General features: G+C 73.6%; 20 protein-coding genes and 1 riboswitch. Of the genes, 9 read left to right on the top strand and 11 right to left on the bottom strand.

Annotated features, from left to right (window positions below; genetic code table 11):
- Nucleotides 1-101 precede the first annotated feature (101 nt).
- Nucleotides 102-271, top strand: a riboswitch (cyclic di-AMP (ydaO/yuaA leader).
- The 3 genes from ACFY00_RS28670 to ACFY00_RS28660 all read left to right on the top strand — a co-directional run bounded on the left by ACFY00_RS28670 (nt 256) and on the right by ACFY00_RS28660 (nt 4,008).
- Complete coding sequence (locus tag ACFY00_RS28670) at nt 256-1,554, top strand: transglycosylase family protein (protein ID WP_388034543.1); 1,299 nt, start codon at nt 256-258, stop codon at nt 1,552-1,554. Its footprint overlaps the riboswitch before it by 16 nt.
- Before the next feature lie 107 nt (nt 1,555-1,661).
- Nucleotides 1,662-1,862: a hypothetical protein gene (locus ACFY00_RS28665; protein WP_388034541.1), complete on the top strand. Its 201-nt coding sequence runs from the start codon at nt 1,662-1,664 to the stop codon at nt 1,860-1,862.
- A gap of 235 nt (nt 1,863-2,097) precedes the next feature.
- Nucleotides 2,098-4,008 carry an AMP-dependent synthetase/ligase gene (locus ACFY00_RS28660; RefSeq protein ID WP_388034539.1) on the top strand — a complete coding sequence of 637 codons (1,911 nt, stop codon included), beginning with the start codon at nt 2,098-2,100 and terminating at the stop codon, nt 4,006-4,008.
- A 64-nt stretch (nt 4,009-4,072) separates the two neighbouring features.
- Here ACFY00_RS28660 and ACFY00_RS28655 read toward each other — a convergent pair whose 3' ends face one another.
- The 7 genes from ACFY00_RS28655 to ACFY00_RS28625 all read right to left on the bottom strand — a co-directional run bounded on the left by ACFY00_RS28655 (nt 4,073) and on the right by ACFY00_RS28625 (nt 14,616).
- A complete protein-coding gene (locus ACFY00_RS28655) occupies nt 4,073-5,098 on the bottom strand; it encodes a LacI family DNA-binding transcriptional regulator (RefSeq protein ID WP_388034537.1) in 1,026 nt (341 codons plus the stop codon).
- A 25-nt stretch (nt 5,099-5,123) separates the two neighbouring features.
- Nucleotides 5,124-6,842, bottom strand: coding sequence for a glycoside hydrolase family 13 protein (locus ACFY00_RS28650; RefSeq protein ID WP_388034535.1), 1,719 nt, complete (start codon nt 6,840-6,842; stop codon nt 5,124-5,126).
- 41 nt (nt 6,843-6,883) lie between these two features.
- Complete coding sequence (locus ACFY00_RS28645) at nt 6,884-7,783, bottom strand: sugar ABC transporter permease (protein ID WP_388034564.1); 900 nt, start codon at nt 7,781-7,783, stop codon at nt 6,884-6,886.
- Nucleotides 7,784-7,833: 50 nt separating this feature from the next.
- Nucleotides 7,834-8,784, bottom strand: a complete 951-nt coding sequence (locus ACFY00_RS28640; protein ID WP_388034534.1) for a carbohydrate ABC transporter permease — start codon at nt 8,782-8,784, stop codon at nt 7,834-7,836.
- A 131-nt stretch (nt 8,785-8,915) separates the two neighbouring features.
- Nucleotides 8,916-10,199 (bottom strand): extracellular solute-binding protein, encoded by a 1,284-nt coding sequence (locus tag ACFY00_RS28635; protein WP_388034533.1) that lies wholly within the window; start codon nt 10,197-10,199, stop codon nt 8,916-8,918.
- Nucleotides 10,200-10,502: 303 nt separating this feature from the next.
- Nucleotides 10,503-11,573 carry an aldose epimerase family protein gene (locus ACFY00_RS28630; RefSeq protein WP_388034532.1) on the bottom strand — a complete coding sequence of 357 codons (1,071 nt, stop codon included), beginning with the start codon at nt 11,571-11,573 and terminating at the stop codon, nt 10,503-10,505.
- A 103-nt stretch (nt 11,574-11,676) separates the two neighbouring features.
- Nucleotides 11,677-14,616, bottom strand: a complete 2,940-nt coding sequence (locus ACFY00_RS28625) for an ATP-binding protein (protein ID WP_388034531.1) — start codon at nt 14,614-14,616, stop codon at nt 11,677-11,679.
- A 273-nt stretch (nt 14,617-14,889) separates the two neighbouring features.
- Here ACFY00_RS28625 and ACFY00_RS28620 point away from each other — a divergent pair, with 273 nt between their 5' ends.
- Entirely contained in the window at nt 14,890-15,933 is a 1,044-nt protein-coding gene (locus tag ACFY00_RS28620; RefSeq protein WP_388034529.1) for a hypothetical protein, read from the top strand.
- A 53-nt stretch (nt 15,934-15,986) separates the two neighbouring features.
- Here the strand turns inward: ACFY00_RS28620 and ACFY00_RS28615 are convergent, their stop codons facing one another.
- On the bottom strand, nt 15,987-16,352 hold the full coding sequence (locus ACFY00_RS28615; RefSeq protein WP_388034528.1) for an SHOCT domain-containing protein: 366 nt from the start codon (nt 16,350-16,352) through the stop codon (nt 15,987-15,989).
- A 7-nt stretch (nt 16,353-16,359) separates the two neighbouring features.
- A complete protein-coding gene (locus ACFY00_RS28610) occupies nt 16,360-16,788 on the bottom strand; it encodes a DUF6325 family protein (protein WP_388034527.1) in 429 nt (142 codons plus the stop codon).
- Nucleotides 16,789-17,012: 224 nt separating this feature from the next.
- Between ACFY00_RS28610 and ACFY00_RS28605 the strand changes: the two genes are divergently transcribed.
- Nucleotides 17,013-17,339: a nuclear transport factor 2 family protein gene (locus tag ACFY00_RS28605; RefSeq protein WP_388034525.1), complete on the top strand. Its 327-nt coding sequence runs from the start codon at nt 17,013-17,015 to the stop codon at nt 17,337-17,339.
- 19 nt (nt 17,340-17,358) lie between these two features.
- On the opposite strand, the gene ACFY00_RS28600 is transcribed toward ACFY00_RS28605, so the two are convergent.
- A complete protein-coding gene (locus ACFY00_RS28600) occupies nt 17,359-18,582 on the bottom strand; it encodes a serine hydrolase domain-containing protein (RefSeq protein ID WP_388034562.1) in 1,224 nt (407 codons plus the stop codon).
- A gap of 32 nt (nt 18,583-18,614) precedes the next feature.
- Nucleotides 18,615-18,956 (bottom strand): hypothetical protein, encoded by a 342-nt coding sequence (locus ACFY00_RS28595; RefSeq protein ID WP_388034523.1) that lies wholly within the window; start codon nt 18,954-18,956, stop codon nt 18,615-18,617.
- Between the two features lie 132 nt (nt 18,957-19,088).
- Here ACFY00_RS28595 and ACFY00_RS28590 point away from each other — a divergent pair, with 132 nt between their 5' ends.
- From ACFY00_RS28590 to ACFY00_RS28575, 4 genes are all read left to right on the top strand, one after another.
- On the top strand, nt 19,089-19,649 hold the full coding sequence (locus ACFY00_RS28590) for an NUDIX hydrolase (protein ID WP_388034521.1): 561 nt from the start codon (nt 19,089-19,091) through the stop codon (nt 19,647-19,649).
- A 42-nt stretch (nt 19,650-19,691) separates the two neighbouring features.
- Entirely contained in the window at nt 19,692-20,486 is a 795-nt protein-coding gene (locus ACFY00_RS28585; RefSeq protein WP_388034519.1) for a TetR/AcrR family transcriptional regulator, read from the top strand.
- 151 nt (nt 20,487-20,637) lie between these two features.
- The gene (locus tag ACFY00_RS28580) at nt 20,638-22,899 is read left to right on the top strand and encodes a hypothetical protein (RefSeq protein WP_388034517.1); all 2,262 of its coding nucleotides are present in this window, start codon (nt 20,638-20,640) and stop codon (nt 22,897-22,899) included.
- A 120-nt stretch (nt 22,900-23,019) separates the two neighbouring features.
- On the top strand, nt 23,020-23,454 hold the full coding sequence (locus ACFY00_RS28575) for a DUF4259 domain-containing protein (protein ID WP_388034515.1): 435 nt from the start codon (nt 23,020-23,022) through the stop codon (nt 23,452-23,454).
- Nucleotides 23,455-23,477: the final 23 nt, after the last annotated feature.

Below are 23,477 nucleotides of genomic sequence, written 5' to 3'. Positions count from 1 at the left end.
TTGCGAATTCCCCTTAAGTCCGCTTAATCTCCTGCCCACGTTCGTGGACACACGGACCCAGCTCACCCGGGACGCCGAGTCCTGCCACCGGGTGGGCCGGCTCATGCACAACGCACCACGGCAGGGGCGGGGGAACCAGGTAAGTCGCCCCGGGCGGCCGAGAGGCCGTACGGGGCTTGGGGTGAAGCCGGGCGCACCACGCGGTGCGCGCGGCCGGGCAACTCCAGCCCGAATCCGACAGCTCACCTCGCAGGCGTGGGAGAGGAACGCTTCTTCATGCTGCCCATCAGCGCCAAGCGAGCCCGCCGTCTGATCGCCACCACCGGCGTCGTCGGCATCGGTCTCAGCATCCCCTGCCTGACCACCGGCACCGCCTCCGCCGCCACGGTCGCCACCTGGGACAAGGTCGCCCAGTGCGAGTCCAGCGGCAACTGGTCCATCAACACCGGCAACGGCTTCTACGGTGGCCTGCAGTTCACCTCCTCCACCTGGGCCGAGTTCGGCGGCACCGCGTACGCCTCGCGCGCCGACCTCGCCACCAAGGACCAGCAGATCGCGATCGCCGAGAAGGTGCTCGCCTCCCAGGGCCCCGGCGCCTGGCCCGTCTGCTCCATCCAGGCCGGTCTGACCAAGGGCGGCGGCGCCCCCCAGGTCGACACCTCCACCTCCACCTCCACCCAGTCGCAGCCCAAGGCCCAGACCCAGCCCCAGGCCCAGCCCCAGAGCGACGGCAGCACGGGCTGGTCCCAGCACTCCTGGTCGCAGGGCAAGTCGCAGCAGGCCCAGACCCAGGCCCAGCCGCAGGCCGAGCAGGGCACCCAGCAGCAGGCCGGCGGCACCTACACCGTCGTGGCGGGCGACTGGCTGTCCGCGATCGCGCAGAGCCAGCACGTGGACGGCGGCTGGCAGAAGCTGTACGACCTGAACCGCTCTGTCCTCACCGAGGGCCCGGACGTGATCTACCCGGGTCAGCAGCTCTCGCTGGGCGGCGGCAGCAGCACCGCGCAGCAGTCTGCCCCGGCCGCCAAGTCCTCCTCCTCGGCCTCGTCCTCGTCCTCGTACAAGGGCTCGTCCTGGAAGAACGGCCGCTCCGCCGCCAAGTCCTCGACCGGCACCGCGAGCACCGCGACCACCAGCACCGCGAAGGCCGCGACCACCACCGCCACCACCGCGACCGCCGCCACCAAGGCGACCGGCTCCAAGGCCGCGGCGATCGACTTCGCGCTGTCCAAGGTCGGCCAGGCGTACGTCTACGGCGGCACCGGCAACGGCGGCTGGGACTGCTCGGGCCTGACCCAGGCCGCCTTCCGCCAGGCCGGCATCAGCCTGCCGCGCGTCGCCGCCGACCAGGCGGACTACTCGACCCGCGTCTCGCTGGACAGCCTGCAGCCGGGCGACCTGCTGTTCTGGTCCAACAACGGTGCCAACTCGGGCGTCTACCACGTCGCGCTGTACGTGGGCGACGGCAAGTACGTCGAGGCCGCGAACCCGCGCTCCGGCGTCCGCACCGAGACCATCGCGAACTGGGCCCCCGACTTCGCGGGCCGCGTCTGATCGCGAGCACGACCGCCGCTGCCCCCGGGGACCCTGGTCGACCCCGGGGGCAGCGGCCTATCCTCGGCCCGAGAAGGCTCGACGCTCGACGACCGGGGAGCAGCACCATGGCGAAAGTGACGATCACGCTGGACGCGGACCTGGCCCTGGAAGTGATGATGCGCGTCGGCGCCACCAACCCCCAGGACGCGGTGGAACTGGTCGTCCGCGACTACCTCTCCACCGACCGCCGCACCATCGCCCGCACCGGCGGCACCCGCGACGGCGAACGCCTCCTCCCCAAGCCCCCCACCCCCGAAGAGGGCTGACGCCCCACCAGGGAGCCTCGCCAGGGAGCCCCATCAGAGAGCCCCATCAGGGGCTCGGGGAACGGCGAGTCCGAGCTGCTGCTGGTCGGAACCCATCGGAGGTCCGTGCTGCTTCGGGCCGTAGTAACAGAACCCGGTGCCACTTCCCGCCACTGTCAAGCAACTTACCGTCTAGTAAGTTTACCGGCGAGTACCTACCCTGAGCGAACCCCCACCCCACCCAAGGGAGTTCGCCATGGCACACCCCCTCACCCGTGCCGCCCGCGCCCCCCGCCCGCCCGTCGAGGTGCTCCGCACCGGCGGCCGGGTCGTCGAGGCCCGCTCCGCGCCCCTGGTGCCGCCGCCCGAGGACGGCAGCCTGGCCGACCTCCCGTTCCGCAACGCGGAGGCCGCGCCGGAGGCGGCGGTGCTGTCGCGCCGCCGGCCGGACGGCTCCTGGCGGGACGTGACGGCCCGGGAGTTCGCCGAGCAGGTCGCCGCGGTGGCCCGCGGCCTGGTCGCGGTCGGCGTGGGCCCCGGCGCGCGGATCGCGCTGATGTCGCGGACCAGGTACGAGTGGACGCTGCTGGACTTCGCCGCCTGGGCGGCCGGCGCGTGCGTGGTGCCGGTGTACCCGACCTCCTCGGTCGAGCAGGCGGAGTGGATCCTCCGGGACTCGGGGGCGGTGCTGGCGATCGCGGAGGACGCCGGGACCGCCGAGGTGCTGACGGTGGCGATCGCCCGCACCGGCGGCACGGTCCCGCTGTGGCGGCTGGACGAGGACGCCGTCGACGAACTCACCGCCCTCGGCCGCCCCGTCCCCGCCGAGGAGCTGACCCGCCGCCGCCGGGCCCTGCGCCCGGCGGACGAGGCGACGCTGATCTACACCTCGGGCACCACCGGCCGCCCCAAGGGCTGCCTGCTCACCCACGCCAACTTCCTCACCGAGGCGGCGAACTGCCACGCCCTGCTGGAGCCGGTGTTCGAGGAGGCCACCGGCCGGGCGCCGTGCACCCTGCTGTTCCTGCCGCTGGCGCACGTGCTGGGCCGGATGATCCAGGTGACCTGCGTGTACGGGCGGGTCCGGATCGGCCACAGCCCGTCCCTGAAACCGGCCGACCTGCGGCCGGACCTGGCCTCCTTCGGCGCGACCTTCCTGGTCGGCGTGCCCTACCTGTTCGAGAAGGTCCACCAGTTGGGCCGGGCCGAGGCGCAGGCGAAGGGCGCGGTGAGGGTGTTCGACCGGGCGGCCGCGGTGGCGGTGCGCCACGCCCGGGCCGAGTTGGCGGCGCTGGCGGGCGGCCGCCCGGTGCCGCTCGCGCTGCGGCTGGCGCACGGCCTGTACGACGCGCTGGTGTACCGGCGGGTGCGGGCGGCGATGGGCGGCCGGGTGCGGTACGCGATCAGCGGCGGCTCCTCGATCGACCCGGAGCTGCTGCTGTTCTTCGCCGGCGCGGGCGTGCTGGTGCACGAGGGCTACGGGCTGACCGAGAGCAGCGGCCCGTCCACGGTGAACCCGCCGCTGCGGCCGCGTCCGGGCACGGTCGGGCAGCCGGTGCCGGGCAGTGCGGTGCGGATCGCCGAGGACGGCGAGGTGCTGCTGTCGGGCGGTCAGCTCTTCGACGGCTACTACGAGTTGGGGGCGCCGCGGCCGCGCAGGCCGCACTGGTTCGCCACCGGCGACCTGGGCCGACTGGACGAGGACGGCTACCTGACCATCACCGGCCGCAAGAAGGAGGTCCTGGTGACCTCCGGCGGCAAGAACGTCTCCCCCGGCCCGCTGGAGGACCGGCTGCGCGGCCACCCGCTGATCAGCCAGGCCCTGGTGGTCGGCAACGGCCGCCCGTACGTGGGGGCGCTGCTCACCCTGGACGCCGAGGCGGTGGAGCGCTTCCTCGCCACGGACCCGCCCGCCGCACCCGCACCCGCCCCGGACGGGGTGGAGGTCACCAGCGCCGTCCCCGCGCACCCCGCGGTGCTGGCGGCGCTCGCCGAGGCGGTCCGCGGCGTCAACTCGACGGTCTCGCGCGCCGAGTCGATCCGCCGGGCCCGGGTGGTGGCGGGCGACTTCACCGAGGAGCGCGGGCTGCTGACCCCCTCGCTGAAGGTGCGCCGCCAGGCCGTCGGCACCGCCTACCGCCGCGACGTCGAACAGCTCTACGCCTGACGGAACGGCCCCCGGGAGGAACACCCCCCGGGGGCCGCGCCACCGCACACCCGCAGTCCGCTCCTCAGCCGTTGCGCGGGCCCGACCCGGTCGAGCCGCGCATCACCAGCTCGGGCTGGAACATGAACTCCGAGCGCTGGGCCGGGTTGCCGCCGACCTCCTCCAGCAGGGCGTCGACGGCGGCGGTGGCCATCGCCTCGACCGGCTGCCGGACGGTGGTCAGCGGCGGTTCGGTGAACGCTATCAACGGCGAGTCGTCGAAGCCGACCACCGAGACGTCCTGCGGCACCGTCAGCCCGCGCTGGCGCACCGCCCGGATCGCGCCGAGCGCCATCATGTCGGAGCCGCAGACGATCGCCGTGCACCCCTTGTCGAGCAGCGCCTGGGCGGCGGCGTGCCCGCCCTCGACGCTGAACAGGGTGTGGTGGACGAGTTCCTCGGCCTGTTCGGCGGTGCGCCCGGTGAGCTGCCGCAGGGCCGCGGTGAAGCCCTCGATCTTGCGCAGCACCGGCACGTACCGCTTCTGGCCGACCGCGAGGCCGATCTTCTCGTGGCCGAGCTCGACCAGGTGCTGGACGGCCATCTGCATGGCGGCCCGGTCGTCCGGGGAGATGAACGGCGCGGCGATCTTCTCGCTGTAGCCGTTGATCAGCACGAACGGCACCTGTCGGCCGGTGAGTTTGGCGTACCGGTCGTGGTCGGCGGTGGTGTCGGCGTGCAGTCCGGAGACGAACACGATGCCGGCCACGCCGCGTTCGACCAGCATCTCCACCAGTTCGTCCTCGGTGGAGCCGCCGGGGGTCTGGGTGCACAGCACCGGCGTGTAGCCGTGCCGGCTGAGCACCTGTTCGATGACCTGGGCCAGGGCGGGGAAGATCGGGTTGCTGAGCTCCGGGGTGATCAGGCCGATCAGCCCGGCGCTGCGCTGGCGCAGCCGGGTGGGCCGTTCGTACCCGAGCACGTCGAGCGCGGCCAGCACGGTCTGCCTGGTGGTCGCGGAGACGCCCGCTTTGCCGTTGAGTACGCGGCTGACGGTGGCTTCGCTGACCCCCGCCTGCGCCGCGATGTCGGAGAGTCGCGCCGTAGTCACGATCCCAGAGCCTATTGCAACCACGTCAGACCGCCCACCATGCGGTGCTGTCGGCCGGGAGTTCGACGCCGTCCTCCGTCTCGACAGCCTCGGCGGAGGAGAGCAGCATACGGCCGGGGGCGGGGATCCGAACAGGCTCACCGGTGGTGTTCACCGTGCACACGAACGACCCTTCGGGCGCGTCGCGCCGGAAGGCCAGCACGCCCGCGGGGGCGGGCAGCCACTCGACGTCGGTGCCGGCGCCCAGCGCGGGCTGCGCGCGGCGGACGGCGAGCGCGGAGCGGTAGAGCTCCAGCGTGGAGGTCGGGTCGCCGGTCTGGACCTCCACCGACAGCCCGGCCCACTCGGCGGGCTGCGGCAGCCAGCTGGGGCCGCCGACGTTCGGACCGAAGCCGTACGGGGCCTCGGTGCCGGACCACGGGATCGGGACGCGGCAGCCGTCGCGGTAGCCGTCCTGGCCGGCCTGCCGGAAGAAGGACGGGTCCTGGCGGACCTCGTCGGGCAGGTCGGTGACGTCGGGCAGGCCGAGCTCCTCGCCCTGGTAGATGTACGCGGAGCCGGGCAGCGCGAGCATCAGCAGGGTGGCGGCGCGGGCCCGGCGCAGGCCGAGGGCGCGGTCGCCGGGGGTGCGGATCTGGGTGCCCAGGCCCGGCGGGTTGGCGAAGCGGGTGGCGTGCCGGGTGACGTCGTGGTTGGAGAGCACCCAGGTGGTGGGGGCCTCGACCGGACGCATCGAGTCGAGCGAGACGTCGATCACCTCGCGCAGCGCGTCGGCGTCCCAACCGGTGCCCAGGTACTGGAAGTTGAACGCCTGGTGCAGCTCGTCGGGACGGACGTAGTTGGCGGTGCGCTGGACGGTCGGGGTCCAGGCCTCGGCGACGCCGATCCGGGCGCCCGGGTACTCGTCGAGGATCTGCCGCCAGCTGCGGTAGATGGCGTGCACGCCGTCCTGGTCGAAGAACGGCATGACGTCGTTGCCGAGCAGCTTGAGCTGGTCGTGGCTGCCGAGGTCGGGCAGGCCGGGGGCCTTGACCAGGCCGTGGGCGACGTCGATCCGGAAGCCGTCGACGCCCATGTCGAGCCAGAACCGCAGGATGGAGCGGAACTCGTCGGCGACGGCCGGGTTGTCCCAGTTGAAGTCGGGCTGCTCGGGGGCGAACAGGTGCAGGTACCACTCCCCCGGGGTGCCGTCCGGGTCGGTGGTCCGCGTCCAGGCCGGGCCGCCGAAGATGGACTCCCAGTCGTTGGGCGGCAGTTCGCCGTTCTCGCCCTTGCCGGGGCGGAAGTGGTAGCGCTCGCGCAGCGGGGAGCCGGGGCCCTCGCGCAGCGCGCGCTGGAACCACTCGTGCTGGTCGGAGGAGTGGTTGGGCACCAGGTCGACGATGATCCGCAGACCCAGGTCGTGGGCGTCGCGGATCAGCGCGTCGGCGTCCAGCAGGGTGCCGAACATCGGGTCGACGGCCCGGTAGTCGGCCACGTCGTACCCGGCGTCGGCCTGCGGGGAGGCGTAGAACGGCGAGAGCCACACCGCGTCCACGCCCAGGTCGCGCAGGTAGGGCAGCCGGCTGCGGATGCCGGGCAGGTCGCCCATCCCGTCGCCGTTGCCGTCGGCGAAGCTGCGCGGGTACACCTGGTAGATGACCGCGTCCCGCCACCAGTCACCTCTGGAGGCCCCGGTGTTCGCAGCAGTCCGAGCGGCGGGAACGGCGGCGGGCCGGGAGGCGTCGGCCAGGTTCTGGGTCATTGGACAGTCATCCCTTGAAGGCTGTGGAAGTGACGGGACGTTCAGGACTTCGCGGCGCCGGCCGTCAGACCGGTGACCAGGTGGCGCTGCACGAGGTAGAAGACGACCGCGGCGGGGAGCGCGATCAGCACCGAGGTGGCGGCCATCAGCTGCCACTGGTGGTCGTGCTCGCTGACGAACGAGGACAGGCCGACCGCCAGCGTGTACTTGTCGGACGAGAGCATGAAGGTCGAGGCGTAGGCGACCTCGCCCCAGGCGGTGAGGAAGGAGTAGAACGCGGCCACCGCCAGGCCCGGGCGGGCCAGCGGCAGGATCAGCCGCCAGAAGGTGCCGATCGGGGAGAGCCCGTCGACCCGGCCGGCCTCGTCGATCTCCATCGGGATGGTGTCGAAGTAGCCCTTGAGCAGCCAGGCGCAGTACGGCACGGTGGTGGACGAGTAGACCAGGATCAGGCCGGTGTAGCTGTCCAGCATCCCGAGGTTCGACAGGATGTAGTACATCGGGACGATCAGCACCGCGATCGGGAACATCTGGGTGACCAGCAGGGTCCACATCAGCTGGCGGTAGCCGGGGAAGCGCATCCGGGAGACCGCGTAGCCGGTGGAGGCGGCGATCAGCACGCCGATCACGGTGGTACCGCCGGCCACGATCGCCGAGTTGCCGAACCAGGTGAAGAACCCGGTGTCGTTCATGACCTTGGTGTAGTTGGCGAAGGTCATCTTGTCGAAGATCTCCGCCGGGTGCAGGTAGTCGTTGTCGTCCGGCCCGAGCGAGATGTACGCGATGTACAGCACCGGGAACAGCGCGACCAGGCTGGCGACGATCAGCGTGCCGTGCGAGAGCACGGTGGCCAGCGGCGAGGACTGCCCGCGGCGGCGGACCTTGGCGGGGCGCTCGGTGGTGGCCGCTCCGGCGGCGGGGCGGTCGGCGGTGAGTGTCATGGGGCTACCTGCCTGGTCGGGTTCCTGGGACTGGGAGGCGGTGGCGCTGCTCATCCGTTGGCCTTCTCGTTCCGGGCCAGCCAGCGGCGGTAGAAGGTGGTGAAGACGATCAGGATCGACAGCAGCAGGATTCCGTAGGTCGCGGACTGCGCGTAGTCCGAGGGCTGCTGGCCGAAGCCGAGGCGGTAGGCCCAGGTGACCAGGATCTGCGCGTCGGGGGCGCCGGAGCCGAACAGCAGGAAGATGACCGCGAACTGGTTGAAGGTCCAGATCACGCCGAGCAGCACGACGGTCGAGGAGACGGTGCGCAGGCCGGGCAGCGTGACGTGGCGGAAGCGCTGCCAGGGGCTGGCGCCGTCCATCTCGGCGGCCTCGTACAGCTCCTGCGGGATCGACTGGAGCCCGCCGAGCAGCGAGATCATCATGAACGGCACGCCGACCCAGGTGTTGACCAGGATCGCGGCGGCCTTCTGCGCCAGCGGGTCGGAGAGCCAGGCGGGTTCGGGCAGGTGCAGGAAGGAGAGCAGACCGTTGACGGCGCCGCCGTCGGCGAGCATCAGGCGCCAGGAGAAGACGGTGACGAAGGTCGGCACCGCCCACGGCAGGATCAGCACCAGCCGGTACAGGCCGCGGCCGCGCATCTTCCGGTTGAGCAGCAGCGCCAGGCCCAGGCCGATGCCGTAGTGCAGCACCACGCAGATCGCGGTCCAGGCGACGGTCCAGATGAAGTGCGACCAGAAGCGGTCGTACGCGGTCGGCCCCCAGAGGATGTCCGCGTAGTTGTCCAGCCCGATGAAGTCGAAGCTGTCCGGGATGTGGTTGACGCCGATCTGTCGGCCGACGTTGAGGCTGGTGGCGTTGGTCAGGGTCAGGTACACGCCGCGCACCAGCGGGTAGCCGACCAGCACCCCGAGGACGATCACGACCGGCGCGATCATCGCGTACGCGTACCAGTACTTCGAGTACGACAGCCTGATGCGCTGTGCGACCGCAACTGCCATGGGATGACACCTTCTCCGGGAGGTCCGCCGCCTGCCTCGGCGACTGCTGGGGGTCTGACGGAGGGGCCTGCTGCGGGCCCCACGGGGTCCGCCCGGCCCACCGTCAGGTGTGGGCCGGGCGGCCGATCCGATTACTTGCTGAAGTCCGGGAGGAGCTTCGCGTAGTCGGTCGCAGTGGTGTCCAGACCGGCCTTGATGTCGGACTGGTCCTGGACGATCTTGCCGAGGTTGGTGCCGAAGGAGCCGAACAGCGAGGCGTACTCGGGCAGTTCGGGGCGCGGCTGGGCGGAGGCCAGGACCGCCTGGAAGTCGGCGATGCCCGGGTTGGCCTTGACCTCGGCGGTGTAGGCGTCGCTGCGGGTGGGCAGGGTGCCGTTCTTCAGCGCGAGGAAGGTCTGGCTCTCGGCGGAGGTCAGGAACGCGGCGAGCTTCTCGGCGGCCTCCTTGTGGGCCTTGTCGGAGCCGGCGTAGACGGAGACGTTGTGGCCGCCGGTGGGGGCGCCGCCCTTGCCGGAGGAGCCGTTCGGGACGGCGGCGATGCCGAGGTTCTTCTTGTCGGCGAAGGCGCTGCCCTTGTAGACGTTGGTGACCTCCCAGGGACCCTGGATGATCGCCGCGACCTTGCCGTTGTTGAAGGCGTCCATCATGTGCGCGTAGGCGTCGGTGGTGACGTCGGCCTTCGCGGTGCCGGGCGAGGTGAACATCGACTTGTAGGTCTCGACGGCCTTGACGGCCTCGGCCGAGTTGACGGTGATCTTCTTGCCCGCGGCGTCCACCATGTTGGTGCCCTCGCCGTACAGGAACGGCATCGCGTAGTAGCCGTCGCCGGCCTTCAGCCAGAAGCCGTCGACGCCGGCCTTCTCCTTCAGCTGCGCGGCGTCGGCCTTGAGCTCGTCCCAGGTGGTGGGGGCGGCGGTGATGCCGGCCTTGGCGAAGAGCTCCTTGTTGTACATCAGGGCGAGGGTGTCGGTGACCAGCGGGACGCCGTAGGTCTTGCCCGAGTACTTGGCCTGCTGGATCAGCGAGGGCTGGAAGGCGGAGGCGTCGGCCAGCGCGGGGGTGCCGTCCAGCGGCTCCAGGTAGCCGGCCTTGGCGAAGGCGGAGGTCCAGCCGACCTCGGAGCGGAAGACGTCCGGCGCGCCCTTGGCGCCCATCGCGGTCTGCAGCTTGTTCTGCGCCGCGTCGAACGGCACGTTGACGAAGTTGACCTTGACGTTCGGGTTCGCGGCCTCGAACTTCTTGACCAGTTCCTGGTAGTTGGGAGCCTCGTTGGTCGCGTTCGAGGTGTCCCAGTAGGTGATGGTGACCGGTCCGCCGTCGCCCTTGGCGTCCGAGCCGGAGCCGCTGCTGCTGCAAGCCGCCATGGAGACCGCCAGAGCCGCAACGAGAGCGGAGGCCGCGATGCCACGCCGCATGGAAACTCCTAGAAAGGTGGGGGTGCCCGAGATGGAGAGGACCGCGCATAATGGCTGTCCGAAGCCGACCGCGCCGTTGCCGCCGCCGGGCTTGAGCAGGAACGTAACAGCGCGGCAAGCGTTGCTGAAAGTCCTTGCAGCAAGTTTCTGCAAGATGACGGGGATCGTTACGTCCACGTGTCCTTAGAGTTGCCGCCGCGCGTCTTGACCATCCGTCGCCTTGCGGAAACCCCTTGCGACCGGCGGGTACGCGAAGGCCCCCGGGAGCGGCGCTCCCGGGGGCCTCTCTCGGTCAGCGGCGGGTCAGCCCGCGGTGCCCAGCCGCAGCACGGTGGTGGACCGGAACTCCTGCCCCGGCCGCAGCTCGGTCGACGGGTACGACGGCTGGTGCGGCGAGTCCGGGTGGTGCTGGGTCTCCAGCGCCACCCCGGCGTGCGGGCCGTACGGCACCCCGGAGGGGCCGGTGACCGCGCCGTCGAAGCCGTTCGCGGTGTACACCTGGAGGCCCGGCTCGGTGGTCAGCACCTCCAGCGTCCGCCCGCTGCCCGGGTCCGCCAGCAGCGCCGCCCGCACCGGCGGCCCGTCCGCGGGCCGCTCGCGCAGCACCCAGTTGTGGTCGTAGCCGTGTGAAAGTTTCAGCTGCGGGTGCCCGTCGTGGATCTGCTCGCCGATCGGCCGGGCGGTGGTGAAGTCGAACGGGGTGCCCGCCACCGGCTCGTACGGGCCGTACGGGATCTGCCGCTCGTCGACCGGGGTGTACGCGTCCGCGTCGACGGTCAGCAGGTGGCCGAGCACGTCGCCGCTGCCCTCCCCGGCCAGGTTGAAGTAGGCGTGGTTGGTCAGGTTGAGCACCGTCGGCTTGGTGGTCACCGCCCGGTAGGAGATGACCAGGTCGGAGCCGGTGAGGGTGAAGTCGACCCAGACGTCCAGCGCGCCCGGGAAGCCCTGGTCGCCGTCCGGCGAGTGCAGATGCATCCGCACCCCGCCGGGGATCTCCTCGGCGTCCCACACCCGGTGCGAGAAGGAGTCCGGGCCGCCGTGCAGGGTGACGCCGCGGCCGGTGGGCAGCAGCGGGTGGTCCTCGCCGTCGACGGTGATCCGGCTGCCCGCGATCCGGTTGGCGTACCGCCCGACGGTGACCCCGTAGTGCTTGGCCGGGCCGAGCAGGGCGGCCACGTCCTCGCTGGTGAGCAGCAGTTGGGCCGGGTTGCCGGAGCGGTCCGGGGCGGTCAGGGTGTGCAGCGCGGCGCCCAGGGTGATCACCGTCGCCTCGACCGGCCCGGCCCGCAGCGTCCAACGCTCCAACCCCATTCCGGCGCCGGAGTGGTCGTACGGTGCCCGGTGCACCTCGGTGGGCTCGGCCGGCGCGGTCATGGGGCTGCTCCTCGGTTCGTGATCTTCCTGCCGGGTCAGCGTAGCCCGACCCGGCGCGCGGACCGGAGACCCGCCCCGCGCGCCGACCGGATCGGCCCGGCCGTCAGTCAGCCTGCCCGGGGCCGTCGAGGGGCAGTCCGAGCGCGTCCGCGAGGCCCTCGGGCCCGGCGCCGAGCTTGCGGTGGACGGCCGCCAGGCGCTGCTTGACCAGACCCAGCGGGAGCTTCAGCTCCTCGGCGATCCGCTGCGGCGGCAGCGAGCGGGCCGCGAGCCGGGCGACCGCGAGCTCGTGCTGGTTCAGGCTGTCCTTGGCGGGGACCGCCGGGCGGTTGGGCTGCAGCCCGGCCGAGGAGAGCACCTCGCGGGCCCGCGCCTCCAGGCCGTCGGCGCCGCAGTGCTTGGCCAGGTCCATGCCCTGGTACAGGTGCTCCGCGGCCTCCAGGCTGCGGCCGACCTCCACAAGCGCGGCGCCCAGGTCGACCAGGGCGTGCGCGTGCTCGTAGCTCGCCGGGGAGCGGCCCAGCAGGCCGACCGCCTCCTGGAGCAGTTCGACGGCGTGCCCGCCCTCCCAGACCTCGGCCGCCAGCCGCAGCGCGGTGCCGATCGCCGACGGCGAGCCGGACTCCTTGGCCCGCGCCACCGCGTCCTCGCCGATCTTGCGGGCGGCGGTCAGGTCCTGCTGCGCCATCGCGACCGCCAGGTGACCGGCCCACGGGGCGTGCACGGTGGAGCGCCAGCCGCGCCGGTCCAGCCGGTTTCCGGTCTCCACCAGCACCTCGACGGCCATCGCGTGCTCGCCGCGCGAGATCAGCAGCTTGCCGTAGACGGTGGCCACGTCGGGCAGCAGCAGCGCGGTCTGGTGGTAGGGCGGCCGGAAGCGGTACTTGGCCGCGGTCTCCCAGGCCTCGTGGTCGCGGCCGCGGGCCAGCAGGGTGTCGATCAGCGCGCCGACCAGGTTCCAGGTCAACGGCAGGTCGGCGCCCATCCGGTCGGCGATCCGCAGGCCGCGCCGCAGGAAGTCCTCGGCCTCCGGCAGGAAGCCGCGGCGCAGCCGGGCGTAGCCCATCAGGAAGTAGGCGAAGCCGCGGTGGGCGCCGCTCCACCCGGCGATCTCGAAGTCCAGGATGGCGGAGCTGAACAGCTTCTCGGCGCGGGCGAGTTCGTCGTTGTAGGCGAAGCACAGGCCGAGCAGCGCGGGCAGCTCGAAGTTCCAGGTGGTGTTGGTCCAGCCGAGGCTGGCGGGCAGCTTGCCGCCCACCAGGGCGCTCTCGGCGGCCCGCAGCGCCTCCGCGGTGCTGCCGCCCTGGAGGGTGAGGTCCCAGGCGTGCAGGGCGCGGACGGGACGGGCGGCCTCGCTGTCCGGGTCGACCTCGTCGACGAGTCGGCGGACGCGTTCGGCGCGCTCGGGCCCGTTCTCCTCGTCGCGCTGCAGGGCGGTGTACAGCAGGTGGGCGACCAGCAGCCGGAGCCGGCCTGGGCCGTCGGGGGCGCGTTCCGACTCGTCCAGGCAGAGCGCGGCGGCGCCGTCCAGGTCGCCGCCGTGGGCGATCACCTCGGAGAGCCGGAACACCGCCTCGACCCGCAGGTCGGGGCTGAGGCCGTCCTCCGTGTCGATGGCGCGGCGCAGCTGGTTGGCGGTCGCCTCGGGGTCGGTGAGCAGGCTGGCGCAGGCGAGTTCGTACAGCACCTCGGCGTAGTCGTCCTCGTCCGGCGGCTCGTTCAGGGCGCGCTCCAGACAGCGGCGGGCGGCCTCGGGCGCGCCGATCGCGTGGTTCTCGGCGGCGGCGCGGCGCAGTTTGCGCACCATGGCGTCGTCGCCCTCGCCGGGGTGGGTCTCCAGCAGGTGGCGGGCGGCCTCGATCAGCGAGCCGCCGCTGTTCTCGATCACGGTGGCGGCCTGGCCGTGCATGCCGGTGCGGGCCGCGGGCGGGATCGACTGGTAGATCGAGGTGGCGATCAGCGGGTGGACGAACTCCAGCCTGCCGTCGGGCTGGCTGGTGAGGACCTTCTTGCGGCGCAGCACCTGGACGGACTCGGCGGCCTGCGCGGGACCCTGGCCGGAGATCGCGGCGGCCACCTCCTCCTTGATCTCGGTGCCGAGCAGGGCCGCGGCCCAGGCGAACCGCAGGACGTTGGTGCCGAGCTTGTCGAGCCAGTAGTCGCGCCCCTCGCCGCGGGCGGCGGCGGCCAGGTCGCGCAGCCGGGGCGAGTTCTCCTCGACCGGTTCGAGGTTCTGGTCGCGGACCTCGCGCAGCAGCGCGACGGTGTCGTAGGGGCGCCCGGCGGTGACCGCCCAGACCTGGCGGCAGAAGCCGTCGTCGGCCTCGGCGAACTCGCCCTGCACGATGGCGGCCACCGACACCGGGTTGAGCGGCATCAACTCGTGGACGCGGGCGGCCCGTTCCTGGATCTGCGCGGCGAGCGGGCGGCCCTCGTCCTCGAACTCGTCGCGGTAGGCGAAGACCAGCAGCACGGGCAGCTCGCGGGCGCGCAGCGCGAAGGACGCCAGCCAGGTCAGCGACTCCTGGTCGACGGCGTGCAGGTCGTCGACGATCACCACCAAGGGCGCGCGCCGGGGCGCGAGTTGGGTGATGACGAAGTCCAGGCCGTCGCGGACGCTCTGCGGGTCCGGGCGTTCGACCTCGTCGGACGGCGGGGCCAGGCCGACGACCGGGGCGACGATGTTCTGCCAGCTGCCGAACACCGCCTCGCGCTCGGCCCCGTCCAGGCTGCCGAGCGCCGGGAGCAGCAGTTGCCGCAGCACCCGGAACGGCTCCTTGCGCTGCCGCTCGCTGCCCCGGGCGAACAGCACGGTGGAGTCCTGGCGGGCTCCGGCGATCCGGCGGACCTGCTCCAGGACGGAGGTCTTGCCGATGCCGGGGGCGCCGTGGAAGACCAGCAGCTCGCCGATCTTCAGGCCGCCCGCGGCGTAGTCGCGGCAGAGTTTGTCCACCGCCTGCTCCGCGGAGCGCAGTTCCCGCTCGCGCTCCCACAGCCCTTCCCCGACCGCCCGATCCTGCGGCCCGTTCTGCTCCTCGGCCACGCCCGTCCCTCCGACTCACCGTCCGGCACTCCGCTCCCGACCTTAGCGCCGCCGCGCGCCCCGCGGGCGGCGTTCGCGCAGGCAGGGACACTTGACGCAGGGTTGGGCTCCGTTGCCCCGGGCAAATGCCTTACCAGTCATGGCATCTGACGATCCGATCGGATAACTTTCCAGCCACAATGGTGTAGTCGATCTTCGCGGGGGAAGGCCATCGCCCGGGTCCGCGCCCCCGGATTCCTCGCCCCACCGGCAACAGGCTGCTCTGGAGACACGTTGGCTGCAATACCCGCGCTCTTCTGCCCCATCCCGTCCAGCCTGCACCCGGACCACGAGGCCGTCGGCAAGAGCACCGAACTGTGGCTCGACACCATGGGCTTCACCGAGGACGCCGAACGCCGCAGGCGCCTGCTCGCCATCGGCGCGCACGAGTTCGTCTGCCGGATCGCCCGGGACGCCGAGGGCACCACGGGGTTGGAGCTGGCCTCCCAGTGGCTCTGCAGCATGCTCACCCTGGACGACGAGTGGGACACCGGCCGACTCAGCCGGGACCCGGCCCGTGTACTCACGATAGCAGCCACGCTACTGGCTGTTATCAATTCCCCGAACTCCCACCCGAACGAGACCGACCGCTACGTCGCCTCCGTCCGCGACGTGTTCGGCCGGGCCCGCGCCTGGGCCCCCGCGCTCTCCGTCAAGCGCTGGGCCGACAGCCAGCTGGAGTCCTTCATGGGCGCCGCCACCATCGTCGCCTACCGCACCGAGGGTCGGCCGATGACGCTCCCCGAGTACCTGACGATCGGCCCGCTGGACCGCGGCAGCCGCTCCTGCATCGAGCTCATCGAGGTCTGCGAGCGCACCGCCATCCCGCAGTCCCAGCTGGACTCCCCCCGGGTGCACGCGCTCACCCAGGCCGCCAAGTTCCTGGTGCTGGTCGCGGCCGACGTCTACTCCTTCCGCCGCGAGGACGACCACGGCGCCCTGGAGAGCAACATCGTGGACGCGCTCCAGCGCCACCTGGACTGCTCCCGGGAGCAGGCCCTGCTGGAGGCCGCCGCCCTGCACGACCGCACCATGTGCCTGTTCCTCCGCCTCGCCGACCGCACCTCCCGCCGCGCCGGGGGTGAACTGCGGCGCTACATCACGCAGTTGTCCAACCTGGTGAGCGGCAACCTGGAGTGGGGCTTCACCTCCGCCCGCTACACCGAGCGCACCCCCGGCACCCTCCCGACCGCCGAACGCGCCGAACGGCCCGCCGACGGCCGGCTCACCCCGCCGCCCTACCCCGAGATCGCCTGGTGGTGGGACCAGCTGTGGTGACGACCGGCCCCGACGGGCCGTCCCGCTGAACCGCGCCCGCCGCGGCCCGCCGCTCAGGACAGCAGCCTGGCCTTCGCGGCCGCGAACTCCTCCGGGGTCAGCAGCCCCTGCTGAACCAGTTGCGCCAACTGCGCCAACTTGCTCGCCACGTCCTCGCCGCCCGCGGCGGCCGGCGGTGCGGGCGCGGCGACGGGTGCGGCGGCGGCCGGCGGCGGGGCGTAGACCGGCTGCCGGGCGGCCTGCTGCTCGGCCTGCAGGTCGGCGATCGCCTGGTTCTGGTCCTGCTCGTCGGCGGCCCGGCGGGCCCCGGCCCGGCCCGCGGCGTACGCGGCGCCGCCCACCACCAGCCCGCGGGCGAGCGGACGCCCCACCGGGCGCACCACCCGGACCGGCCGGATCGGCCTCATCGGTCGGAACACGGCACCCTCACTCTCCCGCCGCGACGCGCGCCTCGGCGGCGCGGACGGCCTCTTCGATGTTCTCCGGCGGAATGCGCACCCCGGAGGCGATCCGGCCGCCGGCCGCGCGCAGCGCCGCGGCCGCCTCCTCGGCCCACAGGTGCTCGATCAGCACGATCAGCGCCGCGCTGTCGGGCTCCAGCAGTTCGGCGACCTCCTGGGCGTCCTCCGGCCCGATCAGCGGCAGCTCGTCCTCGTCCAGGCCCGCGACGCCCTGCAGGTGCTCCAGGTCGGTGAGCTCCGCGTAGGTGGCCTCGCCCTCGGCGTCCCGGAGCACCACCAGCGAGTCGATCACCCGGACCCCGGCCGCGGCGCGCAGCCGGACCAGGGCGGTGGCCGCCTCGACGCTGATGGTCGCGTGGGGGAAGGTCAGGACGAGCAGTTCGGCCGGTCCCATGTCAGGGGCTCCCTTCCGTGCACAAATCCCTCATATCGGGATCAAATCACACGGCTCTCCGGGAGCAGGGGTCCGCCACGCGACGCCCGGACGGCCTCCGGGTGGCCCACGGCGGCTGGCGGACCGCGTCCGCCCGTGGTCCCGTCGAAGCACCGATCCGTCCGACGCCCGCGCCCGGCACCCGCCTGGCGCCCGTCCGACCCGCACCGAGGAGCTCACCCGTCATGACCATCGCCGTCGACAAACTCTCCGACCCGGCCGTCCGCCGCCTGCTGGGCGCCGTCAACTCCGGCGACCGGGAGGCCTTCTTCGCCGCCCTGACCGAGGACGCCACGATGTCCGACGACGGCGCCGAGCGCGACCTGGCGGACTGGGTCGACCGGGAGATCTTCTCCTCGCACGGGCACATCGAGGTGAAGACCGAGAAGTCCGGCGGCCGGGCCCTGGTCGCCGACTACCGCAACGACACCTGGGGCGAGATGCGCACCGCCTGGCGCTTCACGGTCGCCCCCGACGGCCGGGTCAGCCGGTTCGAGACCGGCCAGGCCTGACGCCGCCCCGCTCCCCGGGTCAGCCGCGCGCCGCCAGGCACTGCCGGACGGCGGCGATCAGCGCCCGGGAGCGGACGTCCCCGGTGACGCCCGGCTGCATGCCGTTGGTGACGTAGCCGAAGCCGATGCCCAGCTCCGGGTCGGCGAAGCCCAGCGAGCCGCCCCGGCCGGGGTGGCCGAAGCTCGCCGGGGAGGCCATCGGCGAGGTGCCGCCGTGCCGGAAGAAGCCCTGGCCGAAGGCGGTGTTGACGATCAGCACCCGGTCCGGCCCCTGCACCGAAGGACCGGCCGCCTCGGCCAGCGCGCCGGGCTCGAACAGCGCGGACAGCCGCGGGCCGCTCCCGCCGGACGCCTCCACCGGGCCCACCAGCGCCGCGTAGAACCGGGCCAGCGAGCGGGCGGTGCCGATCCCGCCCGCGCCGGGCACCTCGACGGCCTGCACCGCCGGGTCGTTCAGGTCGACGCTGCTGCGCACCGAGCCGAACGAGCGGGCGGTCAGCGAGCGCGGGTCCCGGTAGGCGTCCAGCACGGACTGCTTGGGGCGCATCCGCATCCCGCCCGGCCCGAGCCTGGCGGCCTCCGGCGCGGGCAGGTCGACCAGGCGGCCGACCCGCCCGGCCGCGGCGGCGGGCAGGCCGATCCACAGGTCCAGGCCCAGCGGGGCGGCGATCTCCTCCGCGAAGTACCGCCCCACGCTGCGGCCCCCGACCCGCCGGACCACCTCGCCGACCAGCCAGCCGAAGGTCAGCGGGTGGTAGCCGTGCGCGGTGCCGGGTTCCCAGGCGGGGGCCTGGGCGGCGACGGCCGCGGCGGCGGGCTCCCAGGCCAGCACGTCCTCGATCCGCAGCGGCACGTCCAGCGCGGGCAGTCCGGCCTGGTGCGAGAGCAGCCAGCGCACCGGAACGCGGCCCTTCCCGGCCTGCGCGAACTCCGGCCAGTACGAGGCCACCGGCGCGTCCAGGTCGAGCAGCCCGCGCTGCGCGAGGTGCAGGGCGACGGAGGCGGTCAGGCCCTTGGTGACGGAGCGCAGCACCTGCGCCGTCCCCTCCGCCCAGCCGACCGCCGGGGCGGGCCGGGCCCCGACCTCCGGGCGGGCGTCGCCGCCCCACAGGTCGACCACCCGGCGCCCGTCCAGGTACAGCGCGAAGGCCGCGCCGAGCTCCCCGTACTGCCGGAAGTTGCCCGCGAAGGCCTCCCGGACCGGCTCGAACCCGTCCGCCACGTACCCCTGGATCTGCTGGATCTCCACCCCGCCAGCCTAGACACCCCGGGCCGTCACTCCACCGTCCACCCGATGTGGCCGATGCCGGTCGAGTAGAAGGCGCAGTGGCCGGAGGACTCCTGGGTCTGGCCCGGCCAGGCGGTCACCGAGTTGCCCGTGACGTCCGGCGCCCAGCCGCAGACGATGTCGGCGTGGAAGGTGATCGGGCCGCCGGTGTTGTTGGTGCAGTCGACGCCTCCGTACAGCGGGTCGTTGTTGTGGATCCAGGTGGTGCAGTCCAGGCCCGAGCGGACGGCCCGGGCGGCGGGGGCGGGGGCGGCCGCGGCGGGCAGCGCGGTGGCGAGCGCGGCCAGGGCGGCGACGACGACGGGGAGGACGGCGGTGCGGTGCTTCAACTCTGCTCCTCGGGAGGGTTCCTGACGGTTCGTCCGGTTCATTCCCGGACCGATCCCTACGTATACCAACTCTTTCGGGTGACACCGGGCCGACACCGCCGCGGTGCGCCGCCGCCCGCCACAATGGCCGACATGGAGAACCCCGAGACCCCCGTGATCCCCGAGACCCCCGCACCCCCCGCGACCGACCTCGACGAGATCCTCGACGTCGTCGACGAACAGGACCGGGTGCTGCGCACCGCCCCCCGCTCCGAGGTCTACCGCGACGGCCTGATCCACCGCTGCGTCTTCGTCCTGGTCCGCGACCCGCAGGGCCGGATCTTCACCCACCGCCGCACCGACACCAAGGCGTTCGCCCCCGGCGCCCACGACTGCTTCGTCGGCGGCGTGGTCGGCGCCGGCGAGGGCTACCCCGAGGCCGCCGTCCGGGAGGCCGAGGAGGAGCTGGGCGTCACCGGCATCCGCACCCGCCCGCTGTTCCGCTTCCTCTACACCGACGGCGACCGCTACAGCTGGTGGTCCGACGTCCACGAGGCCGAGTGGGACGGTCCGGTGCACCCGCAGGAGTCCGAGGTCGCCTGGTACGACTGGCTCACCGAGGAGCAGCTCGCCGAACGCCTCGACAGCTGGGAGTTCGTCCCCGACGGCCGCGAGGCCTACCGCCGCTACCTGGAGCTGCGCGCCGCCGGCTGACCCGCCGCCCCGCGCCCGGCGTCCGGTACTAGGGTGGGCCGCATGGCTTCCCGCACGCCGTCCGCGGCCACCCGCGCCGAGGAACGGCCCCCCGCCGCCGCCCGCTCGCCCCGGCGGCGGCTGAGCGTCGACGAGCGCCGCGAACAGCTCATCGCGGTGGCGCTCCAACTGTTCTCGGACCGCGCCCCCGAGGACGTCTCGATCGACGACATCGCCGCCGCCGCGGGCGCCTCCCGGCCGCTGGTGTACCACTACTTCCCCGGCAAGCAGGCCCTGTACGAGGAGGCCCTGCGGCGGGCCGGACGCGAACTCGCCGGACGCTTCGAGGAGCCCGGCGAGGGCCCGCTCTCCGAACGCCTGCACCGGGTCATGGGCCGCTACCTCGACTTCGTCCAGTCCCACGCGGCGGGTTTCGCCGCCCTGCTGCGCGGCGGCTCGGTCGCCGCCAGTCCCGACGCGGACGCCGTCATCGACCAGGTCCGGCGGGCCGCGCAGGAGCAGATCCTGCTCCACCTCGGCATCCCCGACCCCAGCCCGACCCTGCGCCGCACCGTCCGCGCCTGGATCGCCAACGCCGAGATCAGCTCCCTGGACTGGCTCGCCGACAAGCCCGTCCCGGTCGAGACCCTGCAGCTCCACCTCGTCCAGGAACTCGTCGCCGCCCTCACCGTCGCCGCCGCCCGCGACCCCGAACTCGCCTCCCTGCTCGCCGGGTTCTTCGCCGAAGAACGCCCCGACGGCCCCGCCGCCCTCCTCCTGCGCGACCTCACCACCGCCCTCGCCACCCCCGCCCTCGCCGACTCCCTCCTCCGCCTCGCCGCCCCACCCGCCCCCTGACCCCCCGTCACCCGCCCCACCCACCGCACACCCCGCACACCCCGCACACCCCGACCGGTCGCACCCCCACCCCGACCCCCCGACCCCCGCCGGTCGGGTCTGATAAAAAGTGGCTGAACTGTCCACACCCGAGAACGAGGGGGCTCGGCGAATGACGCAGGACGGCTTCGCCGCCGCAGACCGGATCACGGCCACGCTGGACGCGGCGTGCGCCGCACTTCTCGGCAGCCGCGCCACCCACTACCAGGCCGACGCGCTCACCGCCTTCCGCCGCTCCGAACACCCCGCCGCCAAGGCCCTGTTCGGCCTGCGGATCAGCCAGATCGGCCCCGGCCTGCTGGCCGTGCCGAAGCTCGGCACCGTCGTCGAGGTGTCCAGCCTCCGCCGCCCGAACGCCGCCGCCGGCCGCGAGGCCGTCCCGGTGCTGACGCACCGTTTCGGCGCCTCGGCGCTCGGCCTGACCGACCTGCCGTCGGCCTCCGCGCTGCGCCTGTCCGTCGAGCCGACCGGCCTGGACGGCGAGGGCGTGGCCGGGTTCACCCCGGCCCTCGCCGCGCTCGCGCAGCCGCGCAGCACCGTCGCCCCCGACGAGTTGCCGACCGGCTCGGGGGTGGAGGCGCGGCTGGTCGTGCCGCCCGCCTTCCACACCCTGACGGTCCGCGGCTCGGGCAACGCGCTGTCCGCGCACCTGGCGGAGACCGCCGAGGAGGTGTTCTCCGGCGCCACCCCCGCCGAGCGCAACGACTTCGCGGTGGTGGCGGCCCTGCTGGCCGAGCAGTTCGCGGCCGCGGACGTCGCCTACGCGGGCGTCGGCGCCCTGCTGGTGAACGGCCGGCGCTCCCGGGTGTCGCTGGTGGTGTCGACCGTCCGCTGCTCCCAGCCGATCCAGGAGCTGGCGGTCGACCTCTCCACCGAGCGCCCGTACGCCGAGGTGTGGACGGTGCTGCTGCCGGCCGGCCCGGCCGCGCTGCTGGTGGAGACCCGGGCCGTCCCGGCGCTGAAGGAACTGCGGGACGAGAGCCCGAGCGGCCGGGTCGTGAGCACCGTGGCCGAGGCGTTCCTGCCGATGCCGGACGGGGCCACCGTGCTGACCGTCCAGTTGTCCACCTCGGACACCGAGGACTGGGACGTGTACACCGAGGTGTTCGCGGACCTGCTCCGCACCGTCCAACTCGCCTGGGACGGCGTGTCGGTGGCCCCGGCGCCGGTGCCGGTCGGCCGGGCCGTCCCGGCCCAGCAGGCCGCCGCGACGGTGCCCGCCCAGGCCCAGGCCGCTTCTCCGGCCGCTCCCCCGGCCACACCGCCGGCCGCGCCGCCCGCGCCGCCGGTGCAGGCGCCGGTCGTGGCGCCCGAGCCGCCCGAGAGCCCATCCGGGACGGCGGTGCGGGTGCCGCCCTCCGACTTCAACCCCTTCGCCACCCCGGCCCCCGGCGACCTGCCCGCGCAGGCGACCGGCTCCCCGACGCTGGCCTCCGCCGACGCGTTCGCCGCGCCCGCACCCGCGCCTGCACCTGCCGCACCCGTGCCGGAGCCCGTGCGAGCGGCCGAGGACGAGGAGCCCAAGGGCCGCCTCGTCAAGGTCCCGCCGCCGGACTTCAACCCCTTCGCCCAGACCACCTCCCCCGCCCCCGCCCAGCCCCAGGCCCCGGCCGCGCCCGCCGCCGACCCGTTCGGCGGCAGCGACCCGTTCGGCGCTCCCGACCCCTTCGGCGCCCCGGCAGCCCCGGCGGCCCCGGCGGCGCAGCCCGAACCCGAGCCCGAGCAGGCCGACCCGACCAAGGGCCGCCTGGTGAAGGTCCCGCCGCCGGACTTCAACCCCTTCGCACCCCCGGCCCCCAGCGCCGCGCCCACCGCACCCGCCGAGGAAGCCGAAGAGGCCGACCCCACCAAGGGCCGCCTCGTGAAGGTCCCGCCGCCGGACTTCAACCCCTTCGCCCAGACCACCTCCCCCGCCCCGGCCCAGCCCCAGGCCCCGGCCGCGCCCGCCGCCCCGGCGCCCACTCCGGCCGCGGCCGCGCGCCCGGCCGCCGCGGACCCGTTCGGCACGACCCTCTCCTCCGAGCCGTCCGACCCGTTCGGCACCGTGACCAGCCCGTCCGCGAGCGCCCCGGCCCCGAGCCCGGCCATCCCGCCGCGTCCGAGCGCCCCGCCGATCGTCCCCGCGGCGGAGCCGGAGGAGGCCGACCCGACCAAGGGCCGCCTGGTGAAGGTCCCGCCGCCGGACTTCAACCCCTTCGCACCCCCGGCCCCCAGCGCCGCACCCGCCGAGGAAGCCGAAGAGGCCGACCCCACCAAGGGCCGCCTGGTCAAGGTCCCGCCGCCGGACTTCAACCCCTTCGCCCAAACCACCTCCCCCGCCCCGGCCCAGCCCCAGGCCCCGCCGCCCCCGCCCGCCGCCAGCCCCTTCGGCTGAGCCCCGACCCCACCCCGTTCCCCGGGCCCCGCAACCGAAGGGCCCGGGGAACGGCCGTTTCCCGCCGTCCTGTCAGCGCCTCCTGCGAAGATCACCGCACCCCCACCGCAGGAGACCGCCATGGGCACCTGGAGCACCGGTCCGTTCGACAACGACACCGCCGCCGACTTCGCCGGAGACCTGGACGAAGCCGCCCCGGAGCAGCGCGCCGCCCTGCTCCGCACCGCCCTGACCCGCGCCCTGCACGCGCCGGACGGGCTGGACGGCTCCGACGGCGCCCGCGCCGTCGCCGCCGCCGCGCTGGTCGCCGCCCAGTGCCCGGGCGGCGAGCCGGTCACCACCGTGTACGGTCCCGACCACCCCCTCCCCCCGCTGCTCGCCCTGCGGCCGCTCGCGGCCCGGGCGGTCCGTCGGGTCCTCGGCCCCGACTCCGACCTGACCGAGGGGTGGTTCCGCTACGCCGACTTCCTGGCCCGGCGGGACGGCCTGGAGCGGCTGCACGCCGTCCTCCGCGAGCCCGGTCCCCGACTCCCCGGCCAGGAGACCCCGTCCTGACCCTGACCCCGACCCTGACGCGC

This window comes from Kitasatospora sp. NPDC001540 (genome assembly GCF_042894345.1).
In the GTDB taxonomy this organism is placed as follows: domain Bacteria; phylum Actinomycetota; class Actinomycetes; order Streptomycetales; family Streptomycetaceae; genus Kitasatospora; species Kitasatospora phosalacinea_C.
Note: the sequence above shows the minus strand (reverse complement) of the source record. Positions and strands in the feature narration are given on the sequence as shown.

Coding starts and splice junctions, on each gene's coding strand:
- ACFY00_RS28665 (WP_388034541.1), top strand. CDS start 1,662: ATGGCGAAAGTGACGATCACGCTGGACGCGGACCTGGCCCTGGAAGTG.
- ACFY00_RS28660 (WP_388034539.1), top strand. CDS start 2,098: ATGGCACACCCCCTCACCCGTGCCGCCCGCGCCCCCCGCCCGCCCGTC.
- ACFY00_RS28650 (WP_388034535.1), bottom strand. CDS start 6,842: ATGACCCAGAACCTGGCCGACGCCTCCCGGCCCGCCGCCGTTCCCGCC.
- ACFY00_RS28645 (WP_388034564.1), bottom strand. CDS start 7,783: ATGACACTCACCGCCGACCGCCCCGCCGCCGGAGCGGCCACCACCGAG.
- ACFY00_RS28640 (WP_388034534.1), bottom strand. CDS start 8,784: ATGGCAGTTGCGGTCGCACAGCGCATCAGGCTGTCGTACTCGAAGTAC.
- ACFY00_RS28635 (WP_388034533.1), bottom strand. CDS start 10,199: ATGCGGCGTGGCATCGCGGCCTCCGCTCTCGTTGCGGCTCTGGCGGTC.
- ACFY00_RS28630 (WP_388034532.1), bottom strand. CDS start 11,573: ATGACCGCGCCGGCCGAGCCCACCGAGGTGCACCGGGCACCGTACGAC.
- ACFY00_RS28610 (WP_388034527.1), bottom strand. CDS start 16,788: ATGGGACCGGCCGAACTGCTCGTCCTGACCTTCCCCCACGCGACCATC.
- ACFY00_RS28605 (WP_388034525.1), top strand. CDS start 17,013: ATGACCATCGCCGTCGACAAACTCTCCGACCCGGCCGTCCGCCGCCTG.
- ACFY00_RS28590 (WP_388034521.1), top strand. CDS start 19,089: ATGGAGAACCCCGAGACCCCCGTGATCCCCGAGACCCCCGCACCCCCC.
- ACFY00_RS28585 (WP_388034519.1), top strand. CDS start 19,692: ATGGCTTCCCGCACGCCGTCCGCGGCCACCCGCGCCGAGGAACGGCCC.
- ACFY00_RS28580 (WP_388034517.1), top strand. CDS start 20,638: ATGACGCAGGACGGCTTCGCCGCCGCAGACCGGATCACGGCCACGCTG.
- ACFY00_RS28575 (WP_388034515.1), top strand. CDS start 23,020: ATGGGCACCTGGAGCACCGGTCCGTTCGACAACGACACCGCCGCCGAC.